The following is a 26,118-nucleotide window of genomic DNA, read 5'->3' as shown; positions in this document are numbered from 1 at the left end:
ATGGCGGCATTTTTCAGACGAGCGTCGACGGTGCTGTATCGGATGACGGTGTTATGTCGGAAGACGGTGTTTCAGGTGTCCGGAAGTAGTCGACGGTGCGGGCGATCCCCTCCGACAGCGATACCAACGGGGTCCATCCCAATTCCGTGCGTGCCAGTGCAGCGTCGAGCGCGGACCGGCGAACATCCCCGAGTCGCTCTGGCATCCAGGTGGGTTCCGCCGCGACGCCGGTGGCGTGCGCAAGCAGTGCGTGTAGTTCTCGGTCGGACGTCTCCACTCCGGTTCCGATATTGAAGCGTTGCCCCGAGCCTGCGGTGCCCGATGCTGCGATCAGCGCCGTCACCACGTCCTCGACGAAGACGTAGTCCCGCGTATTGCCGCCGTCACCGAACAGGAACGTGTCTCCGCCGGAAAGCATTTCGCGGGCAAAAATTGCGACGACGCCAGCCTCACCGTGGGGATCCTGGCGGGGGCCGTACACGTTGGACGGGGCGATGTGCGAGCAATCCAGGCCGTGGAGTTGCCGGAAGCAGTTGAGGTAGTTCTCGGCGCTGACCTTGCTGCACGCGTAGGGCGAGAGCGGGTTGACCGGTGCGTGCTCGGAGACGGGTAGGTGTTCCGGTGACCCGTAGATGGAACCGCCGGAAGACATGAACACGATCTTGCGAGCTTGTGCCGCGATCGCCGCAGATCCGATTTTCACAGTGCCGAGGATATTTGCGTCGGCGTCGTTGATCGGGTCGGCGACGCTGTGCCGCACATCGATTTGCGCTGCCAGATGGAAAACCACTTCGGGGGCGAACGTCTCGAACAGCGGGCCGATTCTGTCGTCCCGGATGTCGAGAACTTCGAGGTCGACATCTGCTGTCGCGAGCGCCGCGTCGAGGTTGTCTACCCGACCGCGGCTCAGGTCGTCTATGACGAGCACTTGGTGACCGTCCTTGCGCAGGCGATCCACAAGCGTCGAGCCGATGAATCCGGCTCCTCCGGTAACCGCGGTGCGCACAGGTTTGCCTTCCCTTACTTTTGATGACTTTGGGGAGTCTAGGCAATCGTGTCCGAAAACGGGAATCTACGCCCATTGGGCTGGTCGAGGCACGGCTTTGTACCTCGACCAGCTGTCAGGAACTTGTTACGCGCCGTCCCATGCGTGCACGGTCACCCAGTCGACGAGGAAATTGCCGCCGCCGAGAGCCGGGTAGAGGCTGGACTCGAGCTGGAGCTGCCAACGCATCGCGGTATCCGGAATTCCCCGCGTGGACTCGAGCAGGACCTTGTCGTCGAGCATGAATCGAACAACCGACGGCGTCCACTCGATCGTGACAACACGCCAATCCGCGTAGGTAGAGGTGTCGACATCGGAGAGCGCCTGGGAGTTCGCATCCGCGCCCTCCTCGGCGTAGTGATGGAAGCCGTAGATCGGTCCCGTCAGCGGGCCCTCCGGGAAGTTGATCTCGCCTTCTTCCGGCCATCCTTCGGAGTCCGGCCACAGCAGCATCGCCAACCGGTAACCGGTGATCGCCGGATGGCTGACCTTGACTCGCGCCGAGTAGCGTCCGTAGACCTGGGCCTGGCTGCCGCCGTTGATGACTGGGGACATGTTGGCTCCGGCGCGGCGGCCGTCGACGTCATGGAGGTAATAGTCGAGCACTCCGTCGTGGGCACTGACTACTTCGTCTGCGCGGTAAGGGTTCTTGTTGTACGTGTCGAGGTAGCACTCGGGGTACGTCCGCCAGCGCGTGTTCTCGGTTCCGGTGTAGACGATCTTGCCGGGGTTGTTGCACTCGTCGTTTGCGAAGCTGCCGATCGGAGCATCGGTAGTGAAGTCGTCGACAAAGATCTCACGCCACCCGGGCAACGCTGCTCGGGGTGCTGCTTGCGTCCCGCTGACGCCCCCACCGGACGAGCCGGCCGAGCCGGTGAGTTGCGCTTGAGCGGTCGAGGGCAAGAGGATTCCGAGCACAGTCGCGGCGACCAGAGCCGCAGCGGCAGTGGTGCGGCGGCGAGACCGCTGGGTGGACAAACGCATCTGACTTCTCCAAAAGGGTTGAATGAGCGGCACGACGCACGGGTCGAACGACCAGTTTGCCGATCGCAGACCGTGGGTACTTTACTTACTCTTGGTCAGGAATGGGCACCTACCTCGAGCGCCTGCGTGTTCTGGGAAACACCGAGGCAGCGTCGGCTGCACTCAGAAGACTCTCAGAAACGTTGCGTAGGTTGGGTTTCGGCTCGTTGACGCCTCTGGGATGTTGACGTGACGGATGCTGCAGATATTTCGCAGCGAAGAAATACGAAAGCCGCCGGTACCCCATGGGGTACCGGCGGCTTTCGTAATGTGTCGGTGTCGGTTCAGTGAGCCGCTGCGGGTTCCGCGGGTACGTAGTCGGGAACGTCGCGGGCCGGGTTACGGAACTTCGGCAGGAACGCTGCCAGGAAAAGTGCGATGAGGGCCGATCCCGCGGCCAGGGCCATGATGACGCGGAACGCGTTCTCGGTCGGCAGCGTGGAGTCGCCGAGAGTCATTGTCATCTGAGCCAGGACGACACCGGCGATTGCGCTGGCAAACGATGTGCCGAGTGCGCGCATCAGGGTGTTCAAGCTGTTGGCCGCGCCGGTTTCCGAGGCGGGAACAGCACCCATGATGAGGGCAGGCATCGCGCCGTAAGCCATGCCCGTTCCTGCGCCGATGATGAGGGCGATCATGACGAGTTGCCAGATGGAGTGCAGCGCGAAGATGCCGATGAGATATCCGATCGCAACGACGACTGCGCCGATCATGAGTGTGATCTTGGGGCCGTGGGAGTTGGTGATCTTCGAGGAGACTGGCGCGATGAGCATCATGATGATGCCGGATGGGGCCATGACCAGACCGGCGATGAGCATCGACCCGCCGAGCCCGAAGCCGGTGGCTTCCGGCAGTTGGACAACCTGGGGGAACACCATGCTGGAGGCGAACATCGCGAATCCGAAGACGACGGAAGCGAGGTTGGTCAGTAGTACTTGGCGACGTGCTGACACACGTAGGTTGACCAGTGGCTTGGGGTTACGGAGTTCCCACCAGGCGAAGACGGCGAATGCGATGGCAGCAGCAGCGAGCATCGAGAGTGTGAGTGCGCTCGCCCATCCCCAGGAATTGCCCTTGGAAATCGCCAGGAGCAGGGTGATGAGTGCGACGGAGAGTGTGAGGGCTCCGACGAAGTCGAATTTGCCGCCGGTGCGGACAGTCGATTCAGGCACGATGACCAGGATCAGACCCGTCACGATGGCACCGAGGACTGCCGAGGCCCAGAACAGAACGTGCCAGTTGGCGTATTCGGCGATCATTGCTGCGATCGGAAGTCCCAGTGCACCACCGACTCCCATGGCTGCGCTCATCATCGCTACAGCGCCGGCCAGCTTCTTGGGCGGAAGCACGTCACGCATGATGCTGATACCTAGAGGGATGACACCCGCGGCGAGTCCCTGGAGGACGCGTCCAAAGACAAGTGGGACAACGCTCGAACTCATTGCACCCACAATCGAGCCGACCACCAGAAGTGCCAGGCTGATCAGGAGTAGGCGGCGTTTGCCGAACATGTCGCCCAACCGGCCCATCGTCGGGACGGCAACGGCTGAAGCGAGGAGGGTGGCGGTCACTACCCAGGCTGTGTCCGAGGCGGACGCGTTCAGGTATTCCGGAAGGTGCGGAATGATCGGGATGACCAGCGTCTGCATCAGCGAGACCACGATGCCGGCAAATGCCAGAATTGCAACTACGGCAGTAGTTGACGGCGGTGCGGCCTTACTGGGTTCAGAAGTGGATATCGACATTGGGAAGCTCCATCGGAGAAAAGTAAAGAAGTCTTGAATTAAGTCAACTGATTGAATAAAGTTAAAGCAGCTGACTGACTTCGCGCAAGCGCTGCGAGGTCGATGGTGATCAATGTCTCGGTGCGCACATAGTGCCGAGCACCTGACTGTGGCGGTAGATGTGGCAGCAAGAACTGAAGAAGTGATCAGCGATTCGGGCACGCAGGCGGGCTCTCCTCGTTCCGCTGCAACCCGCGAGCGGATACTCGACGTCGCGGAGCGACTGTTTGCCGAGCACGGGGTTTTTGCTGTCTCGAATCGTCAGGTGAGTGAGGCCGCTGGGCAGGGCAACAACGCCGCAGTCGGATATCACTTCGGTACAAAAACCGATCTACTCCGTGCGATCGTGAACAAACATGCCATTCCGATCGAGCAGAAGCGCAAGGAGTTGCTGGCAGACGTCGAAGGGTCTACAGATCTCCGTGACTGGATCACCTGCCTGGTTCGGGCGTCCACCGATCATTACAACGAATTGACCGGACCCACGTGGTATGCGCGGTTCAGCGTTCAATTGATGGCCGATCCCACCCTGCGTGCCGTTGTGTACGAGAACGTTTCGTCCTCGGAACTCTTGCAGAAGATGCTCGGCGCACTCACTGCTTGTCTGCCCGACATGCCGGACGACGTTCGTCGCGCCCGAGGCGAGATGGCACGGTACGTGATGCTGAACATGTGTGCCGAACGCGAAAGGATCCTTGCCGGCGACGAACCTGTAGACGTCTCGAACTGGGATGATTTCACGACAGATATCGTCGACGCGCTCGTCGGGCTCTGGAGTGCGCCGGTGACGCGCTGAAAGCCAAGGCCCGGTCCACCGAGACTGAATCCGGCTGCGCCGGAAGTAAATACCGCGCCTAAGCTTCGCATCACCAGTAAAAGACGATGCGAAGCCCCCACGCATGTGCCAAGAATCCGAGCAAGGGTTTAGGGCCGGATGAGCAGGGCTACCCGTAAAGCTCAGGTTGCCACTACGCGTAGGAGGAGCAGGTTGTGACCGCCGACGGACCCCAACCGCCTCGCCAACCGAGTTCAGCCGATTTTGATGCGCTGTATCGCGGCGACTTCGATGCTTTTGCGAGCAATACGGAGTTGCCGGACGCCGCACAGCGCAACGAACTCGACTTCGACCGAGTGCCGTGGGATATCGGCGAAGCACAACCGGTGGTCCGGAAACTCGAAGCCGACGGCCAGCTAGCGAGTGAAGTCCTTGACATTGGTTGTGGGCTGGGTGAAAACGCTCTGTTTCTTGCTGACCGTGGATACCGGGTGTGTGCACTCGACGCCTCACCTACAGCGATTGGAATCGCGCGCGAACGGGCCAGTCTGCGGGGACTCGAGAAGGCAGTCGATTTTGATGTAGCCGACGCCATGACGCTTGATGGGTACGACAATCGGTTCACGACTGTTCTCGACAGCGCGCTGTACCACTGTTTCCCGGAAGATCAGCGCCAACCGTATGCCGAGGCGGTGCTACGAACCTGCCGGCCCCAAGCTCGGCTCCATCTGGTGTGCTTCTCGGACGAGGTTCCAGAGGAATTCCCTGGTCCTTATCGCATCAGTGAGGACAATCTGCGTCGAACGCTGACCGACGCCGGTTGGATCGTCCGGCATCTGGAACGTACCACTTACACCACGGCATTTACTCGCGGAGAGTTTGCACGCCAAGCTAACTCGCCTCTGGCTGCAATCGTCGAACGACTGGGCTTCGATTCCCGTGACAGGCTTCTTGCTCCGGCGTAGCTGGCAACTGCCGAACGCCCCTGACCGCATTCGCCGGAAAGAAAGTGGCCCGAGGGGGTCGAGATCAATGTTGAGGTCTTTGGGCTTCAGATCAAAAAGCTCGCGCAACTCTTCCATCTTCGCCTCGAGCAACATCCGCGTGGTACCGATGCGTTCGATCCGCGCGTCGGTCAGGTCGCCGACATCGTCCGGTGACACTGCTTGTGTTGCGCACAAATCCGACCGCACCGCGTCGTAGGGGCCGTCGGGGTGCGGTGTGAATTTGCGGCGCCGGTAGATCACAGCAGGGAAGGCCGTACCGGACGGTTGTCTCAGTGGCGTCGACGCGTTGCCTCGCGTTCGATCGACACACATCCATCTGTGGAAATCGTCGTAAAACTCTCAAATCGCAACGTGGAAACCGCTATTGACGTCGGTGAATCCGCAGTCTAGATTAATCGAATCAAATTCGATTAATGCATGGAGGTGCGGTAAGTGGAGGCCGAACTACTTTTTGTCGGAGGCACGATACGCACGGGGGACTCAGTCCGGACGGTCAGCGACGCGCTTGCTGTGGCCGGCGGTCGCGTGGTTGGCCTGGGGGAGGAGGCTCGTGCGTTGAAGTCGGCTCGCACCGAGGTGGTCGACTTGGCGGGTGGCGCACTATTGCCGTCGTTCGGCGACGGCCATGTGCACCCGTTGATGGGTGGCCTGGAAATGCGTGGTGCCAAGATTCGTGACTGCGGCAGTATCGACGAGGTCTTGCGGGAGGTGCGTCGCTGGGCGGATGAAAACCCTGACGCCGAGTGCATCTTCGGTGAGGGCGTGTCGCCCACCCTTGCTCCGGGCGGTCGGTTCGATGCGCGCTGGCTCGACGGTGTTGTCGAGGACAGGCCCGTCGTCTTGCGCACGATGGACTATCACACCGCATGGGTCAACAGCGCTGCGCTGCGAAGCGCCGGGTTGACGCGGGATACCCCGGATCCGGTCGGCGGCGAGATCGTGCGAACGTCCGACGGTGAGTTGCTCGGGACCTTACGTGAATGGGGAGCGATCAACCCGGTACTGGCATTATTGCCCGCGGTTACCCTCGATGCGGGAGTTGATTCGCTTGCGAAAGCATCGAAAATGCTTGCCGCAGCGGGTATCACCTGGGTGCAGGACGCGTGGACCGAACTAGGCGATGTCGAGATCTGGCTGGCCACCGCTGAAAGTGCGCGCTTGTCCACCCGAGTAAATCTTGCATTCCGAGCTACCCCTGAGAGTTGGCAGGGCGACCTGCCGGCATTTGTCGAGGCTCGGCAGAAGGTTGTGGAACGGGGCGGCGACGCAGTCAAGGCAGGAACGGTGAAGTTCTTTGCCGACGGTGTCATCGAGGCCGGAACAGCAGCGCTCCTCGCGCCGTACACGGATTGCCCGCATTCCCACGGAATCAGCAATTGGACAGCCGATGAACTCGGTCGAGCTGCCGCTGCCGTGGACCGGTTGGGCTTTCAGATTCATATCCATGCCATCGGCGATGCAGGTGTACGCATGGCCCTCGATGCAATCGAATACGTCGATCGATGCAACGGCCCGCGTGATAGACGCGCCACTATCGCGCATCTTCAATTGGTAGATGGCGACGACCTGGACCGATTCACGTCATTGGGAGTGATCGCCAACTTTCAGCCGCTATGGGCTCAGCTCGACCCGCTGATGACGGAATTGACTATCCCGCGGATCGGCGCCGACCGTGGTGACCGGCAATATCGCATCGGAACCCTCGCTGAGCGCGGCGCGCGGGTGGCATTCGGCAGCGACTGGCCCATTACCGCCTTTGAGCCGATCAAGGGAATTGCCACCGCGATTCACCGCCAGACGCCCGCTGGTATCCCGACTGAGGGATGGCTACCAGGCGAACGCGTCGGCCTCGATTGGGCCCTGGCAACATACTCGGCGGGCGTCGCCTATCAAGGATTCGAAGAGGACATGTGGGGTTGCCTTCGGCCGGGAATGCGAGCCGACATGATCCAGCTTCCCGTCGATCCCGGCCAACTTGGCTCCGCTAAGGAGCTCAGCGACTTGGTTGTATCCCGAACGTGGTTGGGAGGCAGACAAGTTCACTGAGCACTGCTTGTCACTGAGCACTGCTTGTCGTTGCGGATGCCTGGATCTGCAACAGCTGCTCACGAGGAGGATGCTGGGCGCGCCGATGCCTCGTGCAATTCCTCGAGGAGACGTCGAAAGCCCGACAGCAGAGCCCTCCAACCGAGTTCGAAGGCTTGCTCAGCCCTCGCTTGTCCCGTCGGAGCTGCAGCAAGCGCCCTTGTCAGAGCGTCGTCGGGTGTTGTCGAGTCCGCTTCGATCATGACCTCAGGTGCCGCTGCATCCAGTGCGGCGCCGAGGAGAAAGTTCTCAGCAGCGGTGATGACCGCCAAGATGTGGTCGTCTGGGAATCCGGCTTTCCGGAGGCCTTCTGCGGGAGCGTAGTAGACCGATAGCGACGTCGGATCACGCACCGTCTCCGTAGCGAGGAGGCGGATGGAGGTGGGGTGTCGACTGAACGCGGATCGATACGATCGAGCCCACGCAGTAAAGGCGTCGTCCCAGGTCAGGCGCTCGAACGCTGACCCATCGATTTCTCGTACGACGCGGTTTCGAACCAGTTCCACCACGGCCGCGCGGCCCTTTGCATGGTGATAGATGGATGACACCTGCACATTCAGGTGTTTTGCAAGATCAGGCATTTTGAAGTCGCCGTCACGATCGACGAGCGCGAGCGCTGCCTCCGCAATTCGTTCGCGGTCCAGACGTGCGATACGCGGTCTTCCCATCGTCCCCCACCTCTCAGAATCGAAGTTCATTCGATTATGCCCTTGTGGCGCCGGTCACAACGATCTACCATAATCGAAACTGATTCGATTAATTCTGGTTGCACCCATATCTGCCTGTTCCGGATAGTCGCCCCCTTGCCCTGACTGGAGAAGTTGCTCATGAAGAAAACTGCACCCGAACCCGCTCTGAAGCTGGAAGGAGGCGTCCTCGGCACCGCCGGCATCGTCTTCTTTGTCGTGGCGGCGGCGGCGCCATTACTGGTGATGGCAGGGGTTGCGCCTCTGGCCTTGAACATTGCAGGCATCGGGGCCCCTGGCGGATACATTTTGGCCGGGCTCGCATTGGGAGTGTTCGCAATCGGCTTCACTGCGATGAGCAAGTACATCCACAATGCAGGCGCCTTCTACGCCTATATCTCAGTCGGGCTTGGCCCTCGGTGGGGCTTGGCCGCAGCGGTGCTTGCGCTTGTGTCCTACAACTCCCTCGAGATCGGAATCTTCGGGGCCCTAGGCTATTTCGCGCAGTCAACTATGGCGGACTTGGTTGGGCTGGATCTGCCGTGGGGAGTGTGGTCGTTACTCGGGGTTGCTTTGGTGTGGTTCCTCGGATCTCGATCGGTACATCTCGGCGCTCGGTTCCTGATCCTGTTGCTGACCGCGGAGACGGGGATTCTGGTGCTGCTCGCAGCCGCCGTTCTTTTTCAAGGCGGTGCCGTGGGAATTGATCTGGACTCCTTTGCTCCATCCAATGTGTTCAGTCCCGGTCTCGGCGGCGTGTTGACCCTGGCCTTTGCTGCGTTCATCGGATTCGAAGCGACTGCCCTGTACCGGGAAGAAGCAAAAGATCCCGCTCGGACGGTTCCGCGGGCGACATACATCGCGGTGGCATTCCTGGGTCTCTTCTACGCCTTCATGGTGTGGATCATCATCCAGGCGTACGGACCGGATCAGGCGCTCGAGCTAGCGGCTTCCGATCCCGCCGGTATGTACTTCAACGCCATCGAGCACTACGTCGGAGGTTGGGCGAGCACCCTCATGGAACTGTTGATCATCACGAGCATTCTCGCCAGCCTGCTCGCGTTCCACAATGCAATCACCCGCTACGTCTTTGCGCTTTCGCGCGAACGTGTATTGCCCCAGTTCCTGGGCAAACTACACCCGGTCTACAAGTCCCCCTACGTGGCCAGCGCGGTACAGAGTCTCCTGGCGATGGTGATAATCGTTGTGTTCGTCGTTGTCGGCGCCGACCCTTACCTCGAACTCCTGCTGTGGGTGAACTCGCCCGGTATCGTCGGCATCGTCGTGCTTCAGGTCATGGCAGCCGCGGCAGTTATCGCATTCTTCTGGAACGATCGTCGCGGGCATTCGGTCTGGAGGGTGCTCATAGCTCCTGTATCCGCTCTTCTGATGTTGACCTACGCAACGTATTTGATTGTGGACCAGATGGAGCTGATTACTGCCGCTGGAACTGCAGTGAACGTGGTGCTCGTCGCCGTTACGCCTGTGAGCCTGGCTGTCGGTTGGCTTCTCGGTATCCGGCTTTCACGACGCGATCCGGCGCAACTCTCCCGGTTGGGTACCACTGACGTCGACGCCGAACCGTCGACGGAGTCTGACGGCGTGAGCAATTCTTCCACCTCGCCTGGTCAAGTAACGTAGAGCCGCCCGAGCAGTTGTTGCCGAGCAATTGTCTCCGAGCAATTGTCAAGGGCGGCAGAGTCTCTGCCGAGTTGTCCCAGGGCGCAATGTTCGGCTGCCGCGAGCAGAAGGAGCGTACGAACCATGATCCTCCCGAAGGTCCGGGATCCGCGTTTCGTGACGATCCGTCGTGGTGGGACTCTCACAGATTCCGATCACCATCTCCTCGCTCTCTGGGCGGCATCGTGCGCCGAGCACGTCCTTCATCTTTTCGAGTCGGTTCAGCCGCTGGATCCGCGGCCGCGTGAGGCGATCGAGGGTGCGCGAGCCTGGGTGCGGGGCGAGGTCACCATGATGCAAGCTCGCGCTGCGGGCGGTCATGCAATGGGTGCGGCTCGGGACCTGCGTGGGCCGGCGCGACATGCTGCGTACGCTGCCGGTCAGGCCGGGGCCGTCGCACATGTCGCCGCGCACGAACTTGGTGCTGCTGCTTACGCGATCAAGGCCGCACGCGCTGCTGCGACGGCAGACGAGGAGGCTACGGGCCGACTCGAGTGCCAGTGGCAGCGCGACCAGCTCCCAGCGGCAATTCGCGAGCTGGTACTCGACGACCAGCGGCTGCGGAACGACATCTGCTGGTCGGTGTTCGACTGATGAGGTACCGGCCTTGCGTTCCGCGCTTTCTCGTGTCACCCTCGATAACTATGACTACAGGAAAGGCCGACACCGCCACCATCGCGTGAGCGCCGCGCCGATGTACTCGGTGTCTCGACACCGAGCGCCATTCACCAACAACGTTGATGCTGTGCGGAACGCGTGGCTCGAACACGGCCTCTGCACACGCCCCTCCGACCGCGACACTGCAGAATGGGCTGTCGCGCAACTGTATCGGCGATCAGGATTTCCGGAACCGGAGTTCCTCTGGGTTCCGTCGCCCCCAGCTGGATCAGATTTGATTGTGGCCGAAGGCTTGTCGATGTCGTTGGACAGCAACCGACTTCGCTGCGCTTCCGCCCGCATTGCGAGCATGTTTTCGCACTCACGCAGCCGTATGGATGCGCACATCGAGCGTCGAAGATCAGACTGGCCGAACGAACGCTGGGGGATCGACACTGCACGCACTCAGTCTCCCGAGGACGCAGTTCGTCTAGGAATCAGCCCCGATCGGATCCTGAGAGCAGCTGTCTGGGACTCGTTGCACACCACGCTATTCGACGGGGTTGCGGCTGCGATACGGACGATGTCGACTCCCTTCCCTGGAAGCGTGACGTGGTACGGACAGCAGGAAGCTCATCGAATCGCCTACTACGATGCATACCGTCGATGCGGTCTTACTTCTTTCCATTCCGACGATGACGAACTACTCGACATTCACACCGCTCTGGCTGGTGCAACCGGATGGTGGTGGGCGTTCGACACCGTATGTGTCATGTCGGAAAGACCCACCGTCCTGCATACCGAACCCACACCGGGCCGAGTGCACAACGAACGTCGGTTGCATGATTCAGATTCTCCAGCAATTGAATTCGGCGACGGGCACGGCGTCTATGTTCAGCACGGGACGATTGTTCCCAGCTGGGTAGTTCTCGATCCGACGGCCGAACACATTGCGGACGAACGGAATGTCGAGATCCGCCGCTGTGCGATCGAGCGCATCGGATGGGACACCTACATCGATACGGCTGGACTCGCACTGGTCGACCAAACTGATGATCCCGGCAATGCCGGCCACACGCTACAACTCTATGCATCGCCCGACGGCTGGGGACGTAGTGGTCGAATCCTGCTTGCAGTCAACGGCTCTCCTGAACGCGACGGACGGCGTCGTCGTTACGGGCTCTACGTCCCCGGATGGTTCTCGTCAGCTCTTGACGCTGCAGGCTGGACCTACGGCATAGCCGGCGCCGACTACGCCCGACTCGTTCGTCGAACCTGACCCGGCCCTGAATACCAATTCCGAAAACTAGTTTCCGAACATCAAACTACGAACTCCCAGGTGACTCATATGAATTCGACCATGACTTTGTCCGCGCTCACTGCCCTCACGGGCCTCGATGTCTTCGACTATCTCGACCGAGAAGTATCCATACCCGTCGTCGACGGCTTACAAGCACAAGGTGATCTCATCGTGCTCCCGTATTCGCTTGCCGCCGACATCGTCACGCCCGCAGCGTGGACGAGGTCGGTGAACGTACCACTCTCCGGACTGGAGTTGCTGCGCAGTGCGGCGGGTGGAAACCCGCACAGCCTGGTCGCCGATGAAGGGGTGTGCACGTGGTCGTCGCCGGTGAGAGATTCCCGGGGTCTTGCTCTGGGCATCCTCGACGCCCACGTAACTGCCTACCTCATCCACCCAGAGCATGGCGCCACTGGTATCGCGCCAGGCCGCTATGTCATCGGACGGCAGCGAGAGCGGGGCGCCGGACGGGCGATCAACGGGATGCAACTCGTCGCAGATTGACGCTCCGGACCTCGTCCGAGCAAGCTGAGGTCAGTGACATTCGAGGATGTCCGTGACCACTCGATGGTGGAGAAGGGAACTGTGACCATGAAACTGACGACCATCACTAATGTTTCCCTCGACGGCGTTATGCAGGGGCTCGGCGGGGCGGATGAAGACCGCAGAGGCGGATTCGAGCGTGGCGGATGGGCCCTGCCACTGTTCGGCAAAGACATCGAGGGCACGACGTTCGTCAAGAACGTCTACCAACGAGCCGACGCCTTCCTGTTCGGCCGGCGGACTTACGAGATCTTCGCCGGATACTGGGGCGTGATGGAAGATTCGGGTAACCCCATCGCCACGGCATTGAACACGCGGCCCAAGTACGTGGCATCGACCACGCTCACCGAACCGGGTTGGGCGAATACGACCGTTCTCTCCGGCGACCTTGCGACGGCTATCCGCGAGCTGAAAGCCAAGCCTGGGGGTGAGTTGCAGGTACACGGCAGCGGCAACCTCGTTCGCTGGCTGTTCGACAACAAGCTCGTCGACGAGATCACCCTGCTCATCTACCCCATGGTGATCGGCCAGGGTACGCGGCTATTCCCCGAGTCGGGACCGGATATCGCACTGGACCTGGTCGACTCGCGAGTTACTCCGAAGGGCGTGACAATTCAGGTTTACCAGCCCACCGGGCGACCGGAGTATGCCACCCCTATCGCCGACTGAAGCACGCTCCATAGGTGTTGAAGCGTCAGTTGCCGTCGTGAAACATGCGGGCGCGGAGAACATCAACGCCATCACCTTCGAGATCGTCAAGCACCGATTCCCTCCCAACCATTGCGAGGGCCAGCGCCTCTGCTCGCCCGTGGACTTCTGGTCCAGTGCCGCGCTCCCAGGGTAGATCGGATGCAGTGAACCGGAGTCCTTTGGTGAATCGACGCGGCTGTGCAAACGGATCGGGTCGATCGAGGACGAGTCGTAGACGCTCCGGATCGATCGTTCGAGGTAACCCGAGCGGTCGCCGGATGTCCTGCTGGTGCACAACGTGGTCGGACAGGGTGAGGCGTGGGGCATATCGTGCGAACCAACTCGTGGTCGCCGAAGCCGCGAGGCGATCGACGAGGATGTCGGTCGGCAGGTTGTTCTGAGCGGCTACGTAGTGCTCGTTGACACGGCTAGCGGATCGATTGTGCAGCGCTGCAAGAAAATAGCGAGGCATCGTGACGGAATCCATCGACACGTGTATCGCGACGTCGCGCACCGACCAGTTTCCGCAGAGCGACGGCATCGACCATTGGTCAGGGCTCAACGTCTCGAGTAGTGTGACCAACTCCCGCCGTTCAGCGAGGATGTGAGCCTTTACGTTCATCTCCGCACGGTAGCTTGATCTCTAGGATTATGGCGACGAAGACATGTTTTGGCGCGGGACATGCGTGTGGGCTTCGCATCGTCTGGCTGGTGATGCGAAGCTCTCACACGGTATGCAGTTCCGGCAGCGCCGGATTCAGTCTCGGTGGACTGGGCCTTGCCGGGTGGTGGAGCGGCGGGGTCGTTGTTTCGGGTCGATCGCAGCTGGTGGGATGAACCAGGGTTTGTGATCATCGCCCATTTTGATTTCCCAGATGCCGCGGAACCCGCTGGTGCTGTGGATCAATCGGTGGTGGTTCCGGCAGAGGAGGGTGAGGTTGTCCATCACCGTCAAGCCTCCGGTTGACCAGGGTTTTATGTGGTGGGCGTCGCACCAGGCCGGTACGGCATCGCAGTTGGGGAAGGCGCAGCCTTTGTCCCGAGCGATCAGCGCGGTGCGTTGTTCCGGTGTGACGAGGCGTTTGTGCGGCGTCGCATCCAGCGGTGCGCCGTTGCCGTCCATCAGAACGGTCGAGAGCATGCAGTCACAGGCGAGCATCCGGGTCAGGCTCACACTGAGCGGCCCCATCCACGGCATGTACCCGACGTCAAGATCCTCGACGTCAAGATCCTCGAAATCAGGCGCGTCGTCATTCGATGCGACATCGCTGTCAGCTCGCATGGTGGCGCATTCGCGATGCTCGGCAAGGTCTTTCGCGGTGATGTGCACATTCACATGCGGACGCTGACCACCATCGACACCGGTAACAGCATTATCGAGATACCGTCGGATCAATTCCGTGAAAGCGTCGGCGGTGCGCTTGGCTGCCGAGCGCTGATCCGGAGTTCCGTCAGCAGCCGGTTTCGGCATCGACAGACCTGAGAGCGCCGACAACAACATTTCACCGGTGAGTGCGTCGAAATCACCTTTGATGGCGACCCGACCGTTGAGCGTCGGCGAAATCCGCAAGACGTTGAGATCATCGTCCTCGCCTGGTGGTGTGTCGTCGGATTCGAAGATCCGCTCCAGAACCGCAATCGCATAGCGAAGTTTGATGGTGGTGGCCTCCACACCGGACGCCGCAGCGAGAAGAGTCTTCATGCAGGACGGTAAAGCAGTCGTAGGCATACCTTTTGGTGGTGATTCGCAGAACGCGACGATTATTGCCGCATGATCGAACGAGAGATCGCCGGCCTCGAATTGAGCAGTAATGTCCGGGAATGCCCGCAGTGCGGCACCGAGAGCGGCAATCTTGTTACCGGCCGCGTTCTGCAGCATCGTGTTCGCCGCCAACCAGCGACCAACACCGCGGTAGCACAGCACCTGCTCATCAGGATTTAGCGCCAACTCATCTACTGCGGCAACCCGAATCGCCTCCAGCCGAAGGATTTCCGCAGAAACGGAAACTGCAACATCCCGAACCTCGGCCGGTCGCAATCGCCACAACCTGCCCCGCACACCCGTCGCGGAACCAGCGACAACATCCCCCACCGAAACAAAATCGTTCACCGTAGTCATCAAGGCCTCCCCACCCTTGACCCAATTATACTCGAACGTCTATTCGAATCAATAGGCATATCGGGCACATTCGATTTGTATCGAGTGCGGCTCGGGAACTCGAGTAAGGCTGCAGGGGAATAGGTTTGAGATTCGGTCAGATCAGAATGTCGGTTGCTCGGTGGTTTTGGTCTACGCCTTCGAAAAAAGCCACGGTGCCAGTCGAGTTATTGATTCGAAACGGAGCGATAGCTTGGTAGGCGTCCGATGTATACCAGTGTTGGGCCGCAGCGGACGTGGGGAATCGGAGGATGATGAGATCACCTGACCAGTGTCCCTCGCGGACGTCAGGCAAGCCTCCGTGGATGATGAAGCGGCCATCGAACGGTGTGAGGGTGCTGTCGATGCGTTGGAGGTATTCGGTGATGTCGTCTCCCATGGCGACGTTGTTGAGGATGCCAACTACGTAGCTTTCACTCATGTCTGGTTCCTGCCTCTCGGAGGAGTGCGTGTATGACTAATCGGTTGTCTCTCAGTAACGTTCAGCTAGATTCGCTCTGGAATCGAGTGTTGCAGGAGCAGCGGGGATGCGTCGATTACCTCAGGGGTAATGTGCTGTCCTACGTATGAGTGTGTCGCCGTGTTCGTCAGTGATGCGTCAGGTCCTGCAATCCGGCGACACGAAGGAGATCGAGCTTGGCTGCGTCGGCGGATCCGGGTGCGACTGTGTAGACGACGATCCGCAGGTCGCCGCTACCGGGCGCGCTGAGAACGTCGCAGTCCACCGTGATGTCGCCAACGGTTGGGGTGTGCACGGTCTTTCGGCTGGACCGGTGCAGGGCTACGTGTGCTTGCTCCCAATGCGCTGCAAACTCATCGGATTCGGAGAGGAGACGGTCGACGAGGTCCCTGAGCGGTGCGTCGTCGGGGTAGCGCCCCACTGCGGATCTCAGGTCCGACACAAGGTCCGCTCTGAATTCGTCTTCTCCGATAGTGATATGAGTGACGGCGGTATGAGTGGCACGTGTGTTCTTCTCGGAGAAGACTCGCCAGACGAGGTTGTGCTGAAACCCGGCCAGCAGTGAGGGGTCACCGAGTAGCGCTGCCCAGAGCGGATTCCACAACAGGAGGTCATGCGCGGCGCTGAAGACACCGACCGGCACGTCGCCGAGACGGTCCACGATCCGCTGGACGCTCGGACCCACGTGTCGCGGCAATGAGGCAGGTGTCGGAATCGCGACTCCGGCGACTCGGTACAGATGGTCGCGTTCTTCGTCGGTCAGGCGCAATGCCCGCGCAAGCGCGCCGAGCAGTTGCGCGGAGGGATTGGTTGCCCGGCCCTGCTCGAGCCGCACAACGTAGTCGACGCTGACTCCGGCGAGCATCGCGAGCTCCTCCCGCCGCAGCCCTCTGGCGCGTCGACCCGTACCTGGTGGCAAACCGACGTGCTCAGGCTGCACACGGTCACGCCACGCGCGCAGCACACTCGCGAACTCGTCCATGACCTCATCCTGCTCGCTGTGGGCGCGCAGTGGGTAGTACTGCTGGTCCCACCGTCGATCGGTGCCTGGTGTGCGCACCAAAATTGAGCGAGCGTTGTGGACATGACTACGACACTTATTTCAGGAGCCAACCGCAGCCTCGGACTGGAGACCGCGCGACGGCTCATCGACGCCGGCCACACCGTTTACGCCGGGATGCGGGACCTGGCTTCAGCTGCGGAGGTGCAGAACCTCGGCGCTCACCCCGTCCAACTCGACGTCACGGATCAGCGCTGCATCGAGGCTGCGCTCGCCCAGTTGCCCGAGCTCGACGTTCTGGTAAACAACGCCGGTGTCCTCGGCGGGTCTTTCGGCGTCGATGACCTGGACGCCGACGCCATGCAGGAAGTATTCGACACGAATGTGCTTGGCGTCGTGCGTCTTACACAGGCGGCGCTTCCGCTGTTGCGACGCTCGTCGAACCCGGTAATCGTCAATGTCGCCTCCGGAGTCGGCTTCGCCCGCTCGCTGGCCACCCCCGGTACCGATGAGCACTTTGTGCGCGCCGTGCCGTACGCGAGCTCGAAGGCGGCTGTGATCGCTTTGACTCTGCAATACGCGAAGAACCTGCCGGAATTCCGGGTCAATGCCAGCGATCCGGGCTACACCAGTACCGACTTCAACGGCCACAGCGGACATCAGACCATCACCGAAGGCACTGATGCGACGGTGATGCTGGCCAAACTAGGCGCCGATGGACCCACCGGAAATTTCTTCAACCGCGCCGGCAGGATCGACTACTGAACTATCGCCGTTGAGTGCCCGACGGTTGGGCGCCTTGCTCGCTGCGAGCGAGGCGATTTCGGGCTACACAGCAGAGAACCGGCCCAGGTGCGACGGGCCGGTCCTCGCTTGCCTACCGATCACGAAGACGCTCAGTCCGGGAATACGGCGGTCCAGTCGTTTTCGATGCTTACTGTGGTCCAACCCCGGGCACCTGCGAGTTCGAAGGCCTGCTCGGCGCCCTCCCGATAGCCGAACTCGCGACGTGAATCATCGTGCTGTACAAGCAGTTGCAACGACGGGAGATCCGCTCGCTCCGAGAACTGCAACATCGGGATATCGCCGTTGCTGTTCCCGGCGGAGAGGAGGGGCCGCCTTCCGACACGGCTCCAGATTCGAACTGGTTTCTCGGTTCCGTCGACCAACACGTCCAATGCGGGTTTATGGACGAGTGTGCCGCCGCGCCCGTCGGCTTTCCATGCCAGCGACGCACTGCTGCCGATAACTCGCTGACGGGGAACCCCGTACACGTCCAGGCTGATCGGCCGCATGAAGTCACGCCCACCGCCGGAGACAATGTAGTTGTGGAACTCGTTCGCCTCGAGGTACCGGAGTAGCTCGATCATCGGCACGTAGCCACACGTCAGATAGGTGCGGCCCAGGGTGGGATGGTCTGTCGTGCGCAAGAATTGGTCGGCCAGGGCCTCGAACTTTTCCACGGTGATGTCGGCGTACGCCATCAGAACTCCTTTCGCGAACACCTTCACCCCGCTGTCGTCGCCGCGGTAGTGATCGGTGATGACAGCGGTGAGCCAGGCGTAGTCGCGGGTGGCGGCTGCGAGCCAGGGTTGGCGGGTGCGCAGTGCCGGATCCTCCTCAGTCATGGCCACGAGGCGGCGCAGGATGAAGTCGAGCTGAATGGGCATCGGTTTCTCGCACCACAGCGTTCCGTCGTTGTCGAACACCGCGATTCGCTCCTCGGCGGGGACGGCGCCCGGCCCGCCTGCATCTGTCACTCGCCCGACGAATTCCAGGATTGCTTGCTTGCTAGGACCGTCCCGCCAACTAGGGAGCGGATCGCCGATCTGTCCTTCGGTGTCCAGATCGGATCGAACTTGTTCGGCCATAACCTGATTCCTCCTCGATGTTGCCACCACACGACGGTCCTGTTATTCGCGGGAAAGCATGGCCGCGGCTTCGCGTTCGAGGTCGACGTAGGGTTCTCCACTGACGTCTACGACGATCCGGTTCAGGGTGCCGCCGGTGAATGCCCACGGTGCGGTGCCCGGGTAGTCGTCGGTGACAGGTTCCCCGATGGCGCGGCCGGCGCTTAGTCCTTCGCCTGCGATGCTGAACTTGCCTGGCTGAGTTCGGATTCGGCCCTCGCCGACCTTCCGATCTCCATAGAACAGCCCGAGGGTGCCATGGGCGGTTCCTGGTGGATCCTCGCCGTCCTTGTCGAATGTGGCGGCCAGGATGAGGTTCTCGCCGGTCGGCAGGTCCTCGGTTGCGACGATCCGTTGCTGTTCGCTGCCGAGGAAGTTGTAGACGTAGTGCAGCCGGTTGTCCTTGACATAGAAGGCGTGGCCACCGAAGCGACTGCCATGCGAGAAGAGCACCCCGGATGCCCCGGGGTTCGGGAGATCGACCAACGCCCCGATCGAGTAGGAGCGGTTGCGAATGTTGACGGCAACCGACTCGGGGACCTCGGCGCCACCCGCCCGGTAGATGTAGCGGTTGCGCGGCGCCGCGAGCTGCGGGCGAGGCGTGGTGAGTATCTCGACTGCCGAGCGGTCGTCGAGCGGAAAGGCGTGGTTGGCGCCGGCCTCGTGGAACCACAGGCCGACCAGTTCGGCGAGCCTGCCGGGCTCCTCGGCGGCGAGGTCGTGCAGCTCGGATCGGTCGATCTGGGTGTGGTAAAGCTCCCAGGTGTCCTCGGGGAACCGGGCCCAGCCGCTGATTGCCGGGTGGGTGGTGACGGCCTTCCAGCCGTCGTGCCAGATACCGCGGGTGCCGAGCATCGAATAGAACTGGGTGTGTTTGGCTGTCGGGATGGTGGCCGCGTCGAAGCTGTAGCGCATGCTCACACCTTGCAATGGATGCTGGGTGTAACCCTTCACGGTGTCTGGCAGTTCGAGGCCGAGACAGTCCAGCACGGTCGGGACCAGATCGATGGCGTGGTGGTATTGGTCGCGAGTTTCTCCTCGGGCGGCGATCCCGGCCGGCCACGAGATGATGCACGGGTCGCAGGTTCCGCCGTTGAACGAATAGCGCTTCCACATCTTGAATGGGGCGTTGAAGCCCATCGCCCACCCGTTCGGGTAATGGTTATACGTCTTGGTGCTGCCGAGTTCGCCTAGCATGGAGAGGTTTTCGGCCAGATCGTCCGGTACGCCGTTGGCAATCTTGTTCTCGTTGACCGAGCCGTTCGGACCGCCCTCGCCACTGGCACCGTTGTCGGAGACCAGCATGATGATGGTGTTGTCGAGTTGCTCGATCTGTTCGAGGTAGCTCAGCAGCCGGCCGATCTGGTTGTCGCAGTGCGACAGGAAGCCTGCATAGACCTCTGCCATCCGGGCGAACAGTCGCTTCTCGTCCGTCGCGAGGGTATCCCAGGGGCGCGTGAAATCCAGAGGCGGGAATGGCTGCCCGTCTGGGCCGGTGCGCGTGTCGGGGGTGCCGATGGGATTGAGTGTCGGTAGTTCGGTGTCGGCAGGGACCAGGCCCATTTCTCTCTGCCGTGCCAGGATCTGCTCGCGCATCGCCTCGTAGCCGTCGTCGAAACGGCCCCGATAGCGGTCTGCCCACTCGCGCGGCACCTGGTGTGGAGCGTGCGCACACCCCGGGGCGTAGTAGAGGAAAACCGGCCGTTCGGGCGCGATCGCCTTGACGTCGTCGAAGTACTGAATAGCTTTGTCGGTGATGTCGACGCTGAAGTGGTAGCCCTCCTCCGGAGTGGCCGGTTGCTGCACGGGGTGGTTGTCGTGGATCAGGTCGGGATACCACTGGTTGGTCTCGGCGCCGAGGAATCCGTAGAAGCGGTCGAATCCGCGGCCGATCGGCCAATTATGTTTGGTGGAAGCGAGATTCATCTCGTCCTCGGCGCACAGGTGCCACTTGCCGACCATCGCCGTGCTGAAACCCTGCTCGACGAGGACCTCGGCGAGGGTGGCGCACTGCGGTGGAATGTGCCCGTTTGCACTCGGGAATCCGATGGCCGCTTCGCTGATGCAGGCCATTCCGTTGGTTGTGTGATTACGGCCCGTCAGTAGGCAGGACCGGGTCGGCGAGCACAAGGCTGTGGTGTGCCACTGCCCATAGCGCAGGCCGCGTGCAGCGATCTTGTCGATGTTCGGCGTATCAATCGGTCCGCCGTAACAGCCGAGTGCACCGAATCCAACATCGTCGAGGACGATGTACAGCACGTTTGGTGAGCCTGCCGGTGCTTTAGGTTGCTCGTACGGGGCCCAGTCCGGGATGGAGTCTCGTATGTCGAGGTTGACTACGCCCCTGAATGTCTTGGCCATTGTCTGCTCCTCATGTCGGGGTTCCCCCCACCCATCAACTACATCACCATCACCGCGGCGTGGCCAGGGCTTGCAATCTCCTGCTACTCGAACAACGCGGTGCAAGCCCTCCACGAGTCGTGAGGAGCGACCCGGGTCGGTGGTGGATGCATTGAGAACGCAACGAGAGGAGCGTTCGTTTATGACGATTTATATTGGGCTGCATGTGAATTGATTGAGTCGACCGATCGATAGCTGCCGCGAACCTGATGTAGTCGAATAGTCACAAGCATGTGGCCGCTACAAATTTTGGGTCAGGTACTCTGCTGCCGATTCTATTCGTCTGTGCGGCGGTAGATTTGCGATGCACCCGCAACTCCGGGCTTGCGTAACAGTCGACGGTTGACCGCACGGGCGGCAGTTCCGGACACCGTTCGCGGGAAGGGGCGTCCGGGGTGCTGAGTCGGAATTCCGGGTCAATGCCAGCGATCCGGGCTACACCAGTACCGACTTCAACGGCCACAGCGGACATCAGACCATCACCGAAGGCACTGATGGGACGGTGATGCTGGCCCAACTAGGCGCCGATGGACCCACCGGAAAGTTCTTCAACCGCGCCGGCAATATCGACTACTGAATACGGCGGTCCAGTCGTTTTCGATGCTTACTGTGGTCCAACCCCGGGCATCTGCGAGTTCGAAGGCCTGCTCGGCGCCCTCCCGATAGTCGATCTCGCGACGTGAATCATCGTGCTGTACAAGCAGTTGGAGCGATGGGTGATCTGCTCGCTCCGAGAACTGCAACATCGGGATATCGCCGTTGCTGTTCCCGGCGGCGAGGAGGGGCAGCCTTCCGACGCGGCTCCAGATTCGGACCGGCTTCTCCCGGCCGTCGACCAACACGGCGAGCCTACCGGGCCGTCTCGGCGCGGGACCGTGCCGGCGCACTTGTTCGCCTACCAACTCGAATACGGCGTCATTGCGAGGTTGGGATGGTCCAACATCGACGACGCGGTACTGTGCCATCAATGCGACTTCGCCGGCTGCACCAACCCGGCACACATGCAGTTGGGAACCAATCGCAGCAACCGCAGCGAATACGAGCTCCGGCGACGCAACATCGCCAGCCCCCTCGCCGACGTTCGAGGACCCGCGGGTCGCACTCGCGCCATCGCTGCCGCGATCCGTATCGGGATCGAACAGAACGTAGGAACCGACTGCATCGAAGAGCGCATCGCTGCGGCCGAGGCTGCAGGATGTCCGCTCTCACTCTGGTAGCGACGCGGCCACTCGATATCGGCGACGCCCATTCACTTTGAACCTATTTTGTTGCAGTGCAACATATTTCATCGACAGGAGGACATGATATGTGTTAGCGGCAGGTTCAGCATCGGAATTCAGCTACACAATTCGGATGTTTCGGTCGTTTCCGTGGCGCAAGCCCAGTTGACCAGACCTCTCTGTTCAAGCGGAGCTATCAGTTGCCGTCGCTCGCAACTGATTGCGGATCATGTGCTTGACGAGCATGGCGACGTCAGCGCGATCGACAGCTGACGGCTCGACGATGTATTGGATGAGTGCTCCACGCAGCAATCCTTCGACGACAGTTGCCAGTGTGTATGGGTCGCTGTGTGGTTCGACCTGGTCGTCGTCGAGTGCTTCACTGATCCAGCCGGCGACCAGGTTTCGGAAGACGGTGTTGTGTTCGGCCACCGATGGTCTGAGTCCTGGTGACGAGGTGACCGACTCCATGATGATGATGTACATCGCTCGGATGGTGCTGCCGGAATCTACGTCGCCGAGCAGATAGTTGTCGACAAGCTGGTCGATCGCCTCGAGGCCTCGGAAGTTTTCACCAACAAGGGTCGACTGGACTCGTTCACGGATGGTGGCGACAACCGCAATCATGATTTGTTCTTTGGTACCGAAGTGGAAGGTCACCAACCCTCGACTCAGACCTGCGCGGCGACCGATTTCTATCAGTGTGGTGCCGGAGTAACCGTTGGTGCCGAGAAGTTCAATCGCTGCTTTGATGAGCTTGGCGCGGGACTCTTCTTTCCGGTCGGACTGTGAACGTCGTCCCGGGACCTGCTGCATGGCCGGATCTATCTGGCTGATGGTCTTCCCCCGTGGTGACATGCGAGAAGTATAAGCTAGCTGGCCGACAAATCCTCTAAGTCGTAGCCCGTCTGTGATCAGAATGATGCGGGTACGAGTCACGGTGTGGTCGAAGGGTCATCGTTTCGATGGACGAGGCCGAGTTGGGAATCAACGTCTGCGGAAATAGGGGCACCTGGCAATCCGGGTGCCCCTACCTCTATGGCCGGGGACGTTAAGCGGTCTGGTTCTGTACGGTGTTGGGCGCCAGATCATTCCGGACGTCGGACTGCCGGATGAGTTGGCTCACCACGATCACCAGCACACCACATGCTGCGAAGAACATCCACACCTTGTCATAGTTGGCCGCGTTGGGAATCGACGTCTTCGGGATGTACGAGGAGGTCAGCAGTGCGGCCGCGATGGCGGGGCCGAGCGAACCCAAGGCGGTCGCGACGATGCGGGCGGCGCCAGTGACCATTCCCGTCTCGCCTGGTCGCGCGGCTCGCAGGTATGCCGAGGCGCCGGCCGTCACGGTGAGCGCGTACGCAGTCCCGAACAGGAACAACATGACCAGGTACTTCCACACGGCCGCGTCGGTGACGGAGAACCAGCCGAAGTTCAGGATAGAGAGCAGTCCGCCGAGTGCAGCGGTGGGACGCACCCCGATTCGTTCGACGACCGAGCCGACTACCAGTCCACCGAACGCCATCATGAATCCGACAGGCAGTAGAGAGAGCCCCACCTGGAAGGGGGTCATTCCGAAGCCGTACCCGGCCTTCTCCGGAGTCTGAAGGTACTGCGTAGCTGTCAGTACGGTCGCAACTCCCATGAAAGTGGTCATAGCGCAGACGACGAACGCGGGCCAGACTTCGCGCCGCATGATCACTGACAAGTCGATGATCGGCGCGGCAGTCCGACGCTCCCAGACCACCCAGATTGCCAGCAGTGCTGTGCCGCTGACGAGACAGGCGATGATCTTTGAGGAGGTCCATCCCCACTTGTTTCCCTCGGCGAGGCCGAGAACGAGTGCGGTGAGGGCCACCGCGAGGATGACGGAGCCCACGTAGTCGATCGTGCATTTCACTCGGGTTGGGTTGTCGGGCAGCGCAAAGCGAAGCAGTACTACCACGACGAGGGACAGGATGGTGATGGCCAACATCGCGGTGCGGACCGAACCGCCGACCTCCATGATGACGCCGCCCATCAGGAATGAGACGACCAACCCGCCTCCGATTATGGCGGTCATGAATCCAGCGCTTTCGTTGATCTCTTCCTGTGTCTCGGCCTGTAGGCGCAGGTACGAGTAGAGCAGCGGGATGCAGGCGACGCCGCCACCGATAATGGCTCGACCAACAAGGAAGCCGGTGGGCCCGGGAGACAACAAACAGATGACATTGCCCGCCGCGGCGGCCGCGATGCTGATGATCAGCAGGCGCCGAACGCCGAACATGTCGCCCAATCGGCACATCACCGGGACGAGCCCTGCAGCCGTGAGTCCGGGAAGAGCTGCCATCCAGGCGACTTGGGTGGGACTGAGGCCGTACTCGAGGCTCAACTCCCGGAGGAGCGGAAGGATGGCGAAGGTCTCGCTGTCGGCCGAGAGGATGACAAGAGCGCCGACGAGATACATCGTGGCCTTTGGCGACATCCCGAACAGGCCGGATTTGGCGGCCTGCGTCGTGGGTCGCTCAGTCGAATTGAGATTCACAGACGTTTGCTTTCGTGGTGTGCACCGCGACGTGTTCGCCGGAACTACCCGTAGAGCCACGAGCGGATGCTGACGGAGGTGCGGGAAGTGCCCGTTTCGGGCGGGTCTGTCCTGGTGGGAGGACGGAGGGCTGCGCAGAGACCGTGGGGGTTGCGGTACGAACTGCACCAAAGTCGATCGTGACGTCCTCTTCTGGTCGAACGCGCGTGTGGGAGGAGGTGCAGTACAGCCGATTGTGTCGGTCGTCACAAACTAGCGCACATGTTAGTTGGTTGACAAGCAACTAGAAGATCTTGACACTGAGAACAACGCGTCGTCGCCGAAAGAAGCGCTCCGTGTGCTCGAAGGAAGTCGAACCCATCTACATACTTGATGGCTGACTAACAAGTATGTAGCATGGATCACGAATCGTGTGCCGGCGAGGTGCACATGCAAGGAGGAAATTGTGGGAACAGACTCGGCCCCTCTAGTTCTGACCGAGAAGGTCGGTGAGTACATCACCGTCATCACCATCAACCGGCCGGAGCGTCGCAACGCTGTCGATGGCGCCACGGCCCGCGCCATGGAAGCCGCGATCGATTCTTTCGAGGAAGACAGCGAGTCGCGAGTAGCGATCCTCCGGGGCGCCGGCTCGGCATTCTCGGCCGGCCAGGATCTCAAGGCTGCCGCGGTGGGCGACTTCGGGGCAACCGAACGGCGCGGCGGCTTCGGTGTCTCGAAGGTGCGGCCGACGAAGCCGCTGATCGCCGCTGTCGAGGGACATGCGCTGGCAGGCGGATTCGAACTGTGCCTGGCGTGCGATCTCGTGGTGGCATCCACCGACACCACGATGGGCATTCCGGAGGCAGCGAAAGCGCTGGTCGCGTTGGGTGGTGGTTTGTTCCGCCTGCCCAAGCGCATTCCGTACCACATTGCAATGGAATTGGCGTTGACGGGCGAAGCCCGGCCTGCGGAGTACTTCGCCCGGTGGGGATTGGTGAACTACGTGGTTCCGCGTGAAGAGGTGTTCGCGACGGCAGTCGAACTCGCCGGAAAGATCGTCAAATCGGGGCCTCTCGCGGTGCAGGCAAGCACGGAGATCGTGCGCCGCGCCTTCGACTGGACCGACGAGGACGCGTGGAAGCAGCAGCATGTGTACGCCGATCCGGCTATCAACTCCGAAGACACGCAGGAAGGCATCCGAGCTTTCATCGAGAAGCGGGAGCCCGTATGGAAGGGACGCTAGACC

Annotated in this window: 23 protein-coding genes and 1 pseudogene; 11 read left to right on the top strand and 13 right to left on the bottom strand. The window is 61.1% G+C overall.

The features are described from left to right. Positions 1-13 precede the first annotated feature (13 nt). The 3 genes from V2B23_RS16705 to V2B23_RS16695 all read right to left on the bottom strand — a co-directional run bounded on the left by V2B23_RS16705 (position 14) and on the right by V2B23_RS16695 (position 3,813). Entirely contained in the window at positions 14-1,006 is a 993-nt protein-coding gene (locus V2B23_RS16705; protein WP_430951376.1) for an NAD-dependent epimerase/dehydratase family protein, read from the bottom strand. A gap of 126 nt (positions 1,007-1,132) precedes the next feature. Beyond that, entirely contained in the window at positions 1,133-2,029 is an 897-nt protein-coding gene (locus V2B23_RS16700) for a glycoside hydrolase family 16 protein (protein WP_430951375.1), read from the bottom strand. 323 nt (positions 2,030-2,352) lie between these two features. Then, positions 2,353-3,813: an MFS transporter gene (locus tag V2B23_RS16695; protein WP_430951374.1), complete on the bottom strand. Its 1,461-nt coding sequence runs from the start codon at positions 3,811-3,813 to the stop codon at positions 2,353-2,355. A gap of 160 nt (positions 3,814-3,973) precedes the next feature. On the opposite strand from V2B23_RS16695, the gene V2B23_RS16690 reads away from it, so the two are divergent. Then, entirely contained in the window at positions 3,974-4,648 is a 675-nt protein-coding gene (locus V2B23_RS16690; protein WP_430951373.1) for a TetR/AcrR family transcriptional regulator, read from the top strand. 194 nt (positions 4,649-4,842) lie between these two features. Continuing rightward, positions 4,843-5,592: a class I SAM-dependent methyltransferase gene (locus V2B23_RS16685; protein WP_430951372.1), complete on the top strand. Its 750-nt coding sequence runs from the start codon at positions 4,843-4,845 to the stop codon at positions 5,590-5,592. A gap of 42 nt (positions 5,593-5,634) precedes the next feature. On the opposite strand, the pseudogene gvpK reads toward V2B23_RS16685, so the two are convergent. Further along, positions 5,635-5,808, bottom strand: a pseudogene (gene gvpK / locus V2B23_RS16680) (gas vesicle protein GvpK); the annotation flags it as partial. 258 nt (positions 5,809-6,066) lie between these two features. On the opposite strand from gvpK, the gene V2B23_RS16675 reads away from it, so the two are divergent. Beyond that, complete coding sequence (locus V2B23_RS16675) at positions 6,067-7,680, top strand: amidohydrolase (RefSeq protein WP_430951371.1); 1,614 nt, start codon at positions 6,067-6,069, stop codon at positions 7,678-7,680. A 59-nt stretch (positions 7,681-7,739) separates the two neighbouring features. Here V2B23_RS16675 and V2B23_RS16670 read toward each other — a convergent pair whose 3' ends face one another. Then, positions 7,740-8,387, bottom strand: coding sequence for a TetR/AcrR family transcriptional regulator (locus V2B23_RS16670; RefSeq protein ID WP_430951370.1), 648 nt, complete (start codon positions 8,385-8,387; stop codon positions 7,740-7,742). A gap of 159 nt (positions 8,388-8,546) precedes the next feature. Here V2B23_RS16670 and V2B23_RS16665 point away from each other — a divergent pair, with 159 nt between their 5' ends. From V2B23_RS16665 to V2B23_RS16645, 5 genes are all read left to right on the top strand, one after another. Beyond that, the gene (locus V2B23_RS16665; protein WP_430951369.1) at positions 8,547-10,046 is read left to right on the top strand and encodes an APC family permease; all 1,500 of its coding nucleotides are present in this window, start codon (positions 8,547-8,549) and stop codon (positions 10,044-10,046) included. Between the two features lie 123 nt (positions 10,047-10,169). Further along, positions 10,170-10,679 (top strand): putative immunity protein, encoded by a 510-nt coding sequence (locus V2B23_RS16660; RefSeq protein WP_430951368.1) that lies wholly within the window; start codon positions 10,170-10,172, stop codon positions 10,677-10,679. An 85-nt stretch (positions 10,680-10,764) separates the two neighbouring features. Beyond that, complete coding sequence (locus V2B23_RS16655) at positions 10,765-11,961, top strand: DUF6745 domain-containing protein (protein WP_430951367.1); 1,197 nt, start codon at positions 10,765-10,767, stop codon at positions 11,959-11,961. Positions 11,962-12,030: 69 nt separating this feature from the next. Further along, a complete protein-coding gene (locus tag V2B23_RS16650; protein ID WP_430951366.1) occupies positions 12,031-12,486 on the top strand; it encodes a hypothetical protein in 456 nt (151 codons plus the stop codon). A gap of 33 nt (positions 12,487-12,519) precedes the next feature. Continuing rightward, positions 12,520-13,194 carry a dihydrofolate reductase family protein gene (locus tag V2B23_RS16645; RefSeq protein WP_430951365.1) on the top strand — a complete coding sequence of 225 codons (675 nt, stop codon included), beginning with the start codon at positions 12,520-12,522 and terminating at the stop codon, positions 13,192-13,194. A gap of 25 nt (positions 13,195-13,219) precedes the next feature. Here the strand turns inward: V2B23_RS16645 and V2B23_RS16640 are convergent, their stop codons facing one another. The 4 genes from V2B23_RS16640 to V2B23_RS16625 all read right to left on the bottom strand — a co-directional run bounded on the left by V2B23_RS16640 (position 13,220) and on the right by V2B23_RS16625 (position 16,893). Continuing rightward, on the bottom strand, positions 13,220-13,837 hold the full coding sequence (locus V2B23_RS16640; protein ID WP_430951364.1) for a maleylpyruvate isomerase family mycothiol-dependent enzyme: 618 nt from the start codon (positions 13,835-13,837) through the stop codon (positions 13,220-13,222). Positions 13,838-13,972: 135 nt separating this feature from the next. Further along, entirely contained in the window at positions 13,973-15,334 is a 1,362-nt protein-coding gene (locus V2B23_RS16635) for a DUF222 domain-containing protein (RefSeq protein WP_430951363.1), read from the bottom strand. A 136-nt stretch (positions 15,335-15,470) separates the two neighbouring features. Next, the gene (locus V2B23_RS16630; RefSeq protein WP_430951362.1) at positions 15,471-15,794 is read right to left on the bottom strand and encodes a DUF1330 domain-containing protein; all 324 of its coding nucleotides are present in this window, start codon (positions 15,792-15,794) and stop codon (positions 15,471-15,473) included. Positions 15,795-15,960: 166 nt separating this feature from the next. Then, positions 15,961-16,893, bottom strand: a complete 933-nt coding sequence (locus V2B23_RS16625) for a helix-turn-helix transcriptional regulator (RefSeq protein WP_430951361.1) — start codon at positions 16,891-16,893, stop codon at positions 15,961-15,963. A 24-nt stretch (positions 16,894-16,917) separates the two neighbouring features. On the opposite strand from V2B23_RS16625, the gene V2B23_RS16620 reads away from it, so the two are divergent. Continuing rightward, entirely contained in the window at positions 16,918-17,598 is a 681-nt protein-coding gene (locus tag V2B23_RS16620) for an SDR family NAD(P)-dependent oxidoreductase (RefSeq protein ID WP_430951360.1), read from the top strand. Positions 17,599-17,729: 131 nt separating this feature from the next. On the opposite strand, the gene V2B23_RS16615 is transcribed toward V2B23_RS16620, so the two are convergent. Next, positions 17,730-18,704, bottom strand: coding sequence for an HAD family hydrolase (locus V2B23_RS16615; RefSeq protein ID WP_430951359.1), 975 nt, complete (start codon positions 18,702-18,704; stop codon positions 17,730-17,732). A gap of 42 nt (positions 18,705-18,746) precedes the next feature. Next, positions 18,747-21,104, bottom strand: coding sequence for an arylsulfatase (locus tag V2B23_RS16610; RefSeq protein WP_430951358.1), 2,358 nt, complete (start codon positions 21,102-21,104; stop codon positions 18,747-18,749). A 728-nt stretch (positions 21,105-21,832) separates the two neighbouring features. Here V2B23_RS16610 and V2B23_RS16605 point away from each other — a divergent pair. After that, positions 21,833-22,360: a hypothetical protein gene (locus V2B23_RS16605; protein ID WP_430951357.1), complete on the top strand. Its 528-nt coding sequence runs from the start codon at positions 21,833-21,835 to the stop codon at positions 22,358-22,360. Positions 22,361-22,546: 186 nt separating this feature from the next. On the opposite strand, the gene V2B23_RS16600 is transcribed toward V2B23_RS16605, so the two are convergent. Both V2B23_RS16600 and V2B23_RS16595 read right to left on the bottom strand, forming a co-directional pair. Beyond that, positions 22,547-23,221 (bottom strand): TetR/AcrR family transcriptional regulator, encoded by a 675-nt coding sequence (locus V2B23_RS16600; protein WP_430951356.1) that lies wholly within the window; start codon positions 23,219-23,221, stop codon positions 22,547-22,549. 193 nt (positions 23,222-23,414) lie between these two features. Continuing rightward, positions 23,415-24,890 carry an MFS transporter gene (locus tag V2B23_RS16595; RefSeq protein ID WP_430951355.1) on the bottom strand — a complete coding sequence of 492 codons (1,476 nt, stop codon included), beginning with the start codon at positions 24,888-24,890 and terminating at the stop codon, positions 23,415-23,417. Between the two features lie 445 nt (positions 24,891-25,335). Between V2B23_RS16595 and V2B23_RS16590 the strand changes: the two genes are divergently transcribed. After that, positions 25,336-26,115, top strand: coding sequence for a crotonase/enoyl-CoA hydratase family protein (locus V2B23_RS16590; protein WP_430951354.1), 780 nt, complete (start codon positions 25,336-25,338; stop codon positions 26,113-26,115). Positions 26,116-26,118: the final 3 nt, after the last annotated feature.

The organism is Rhodococcus sp. 24CO (genome assembly GCF_050586165.1).
GTDB lineage: Bacteria > Actinomycetota > Actinomycetes > Mycobacteriales > Mycobacteriaceae > Rhodococcus_F.
Note: the sequence above shows the minus strand (reverse complement) of the source record. Positions and strands in the feature narration are given on the sequence as shown.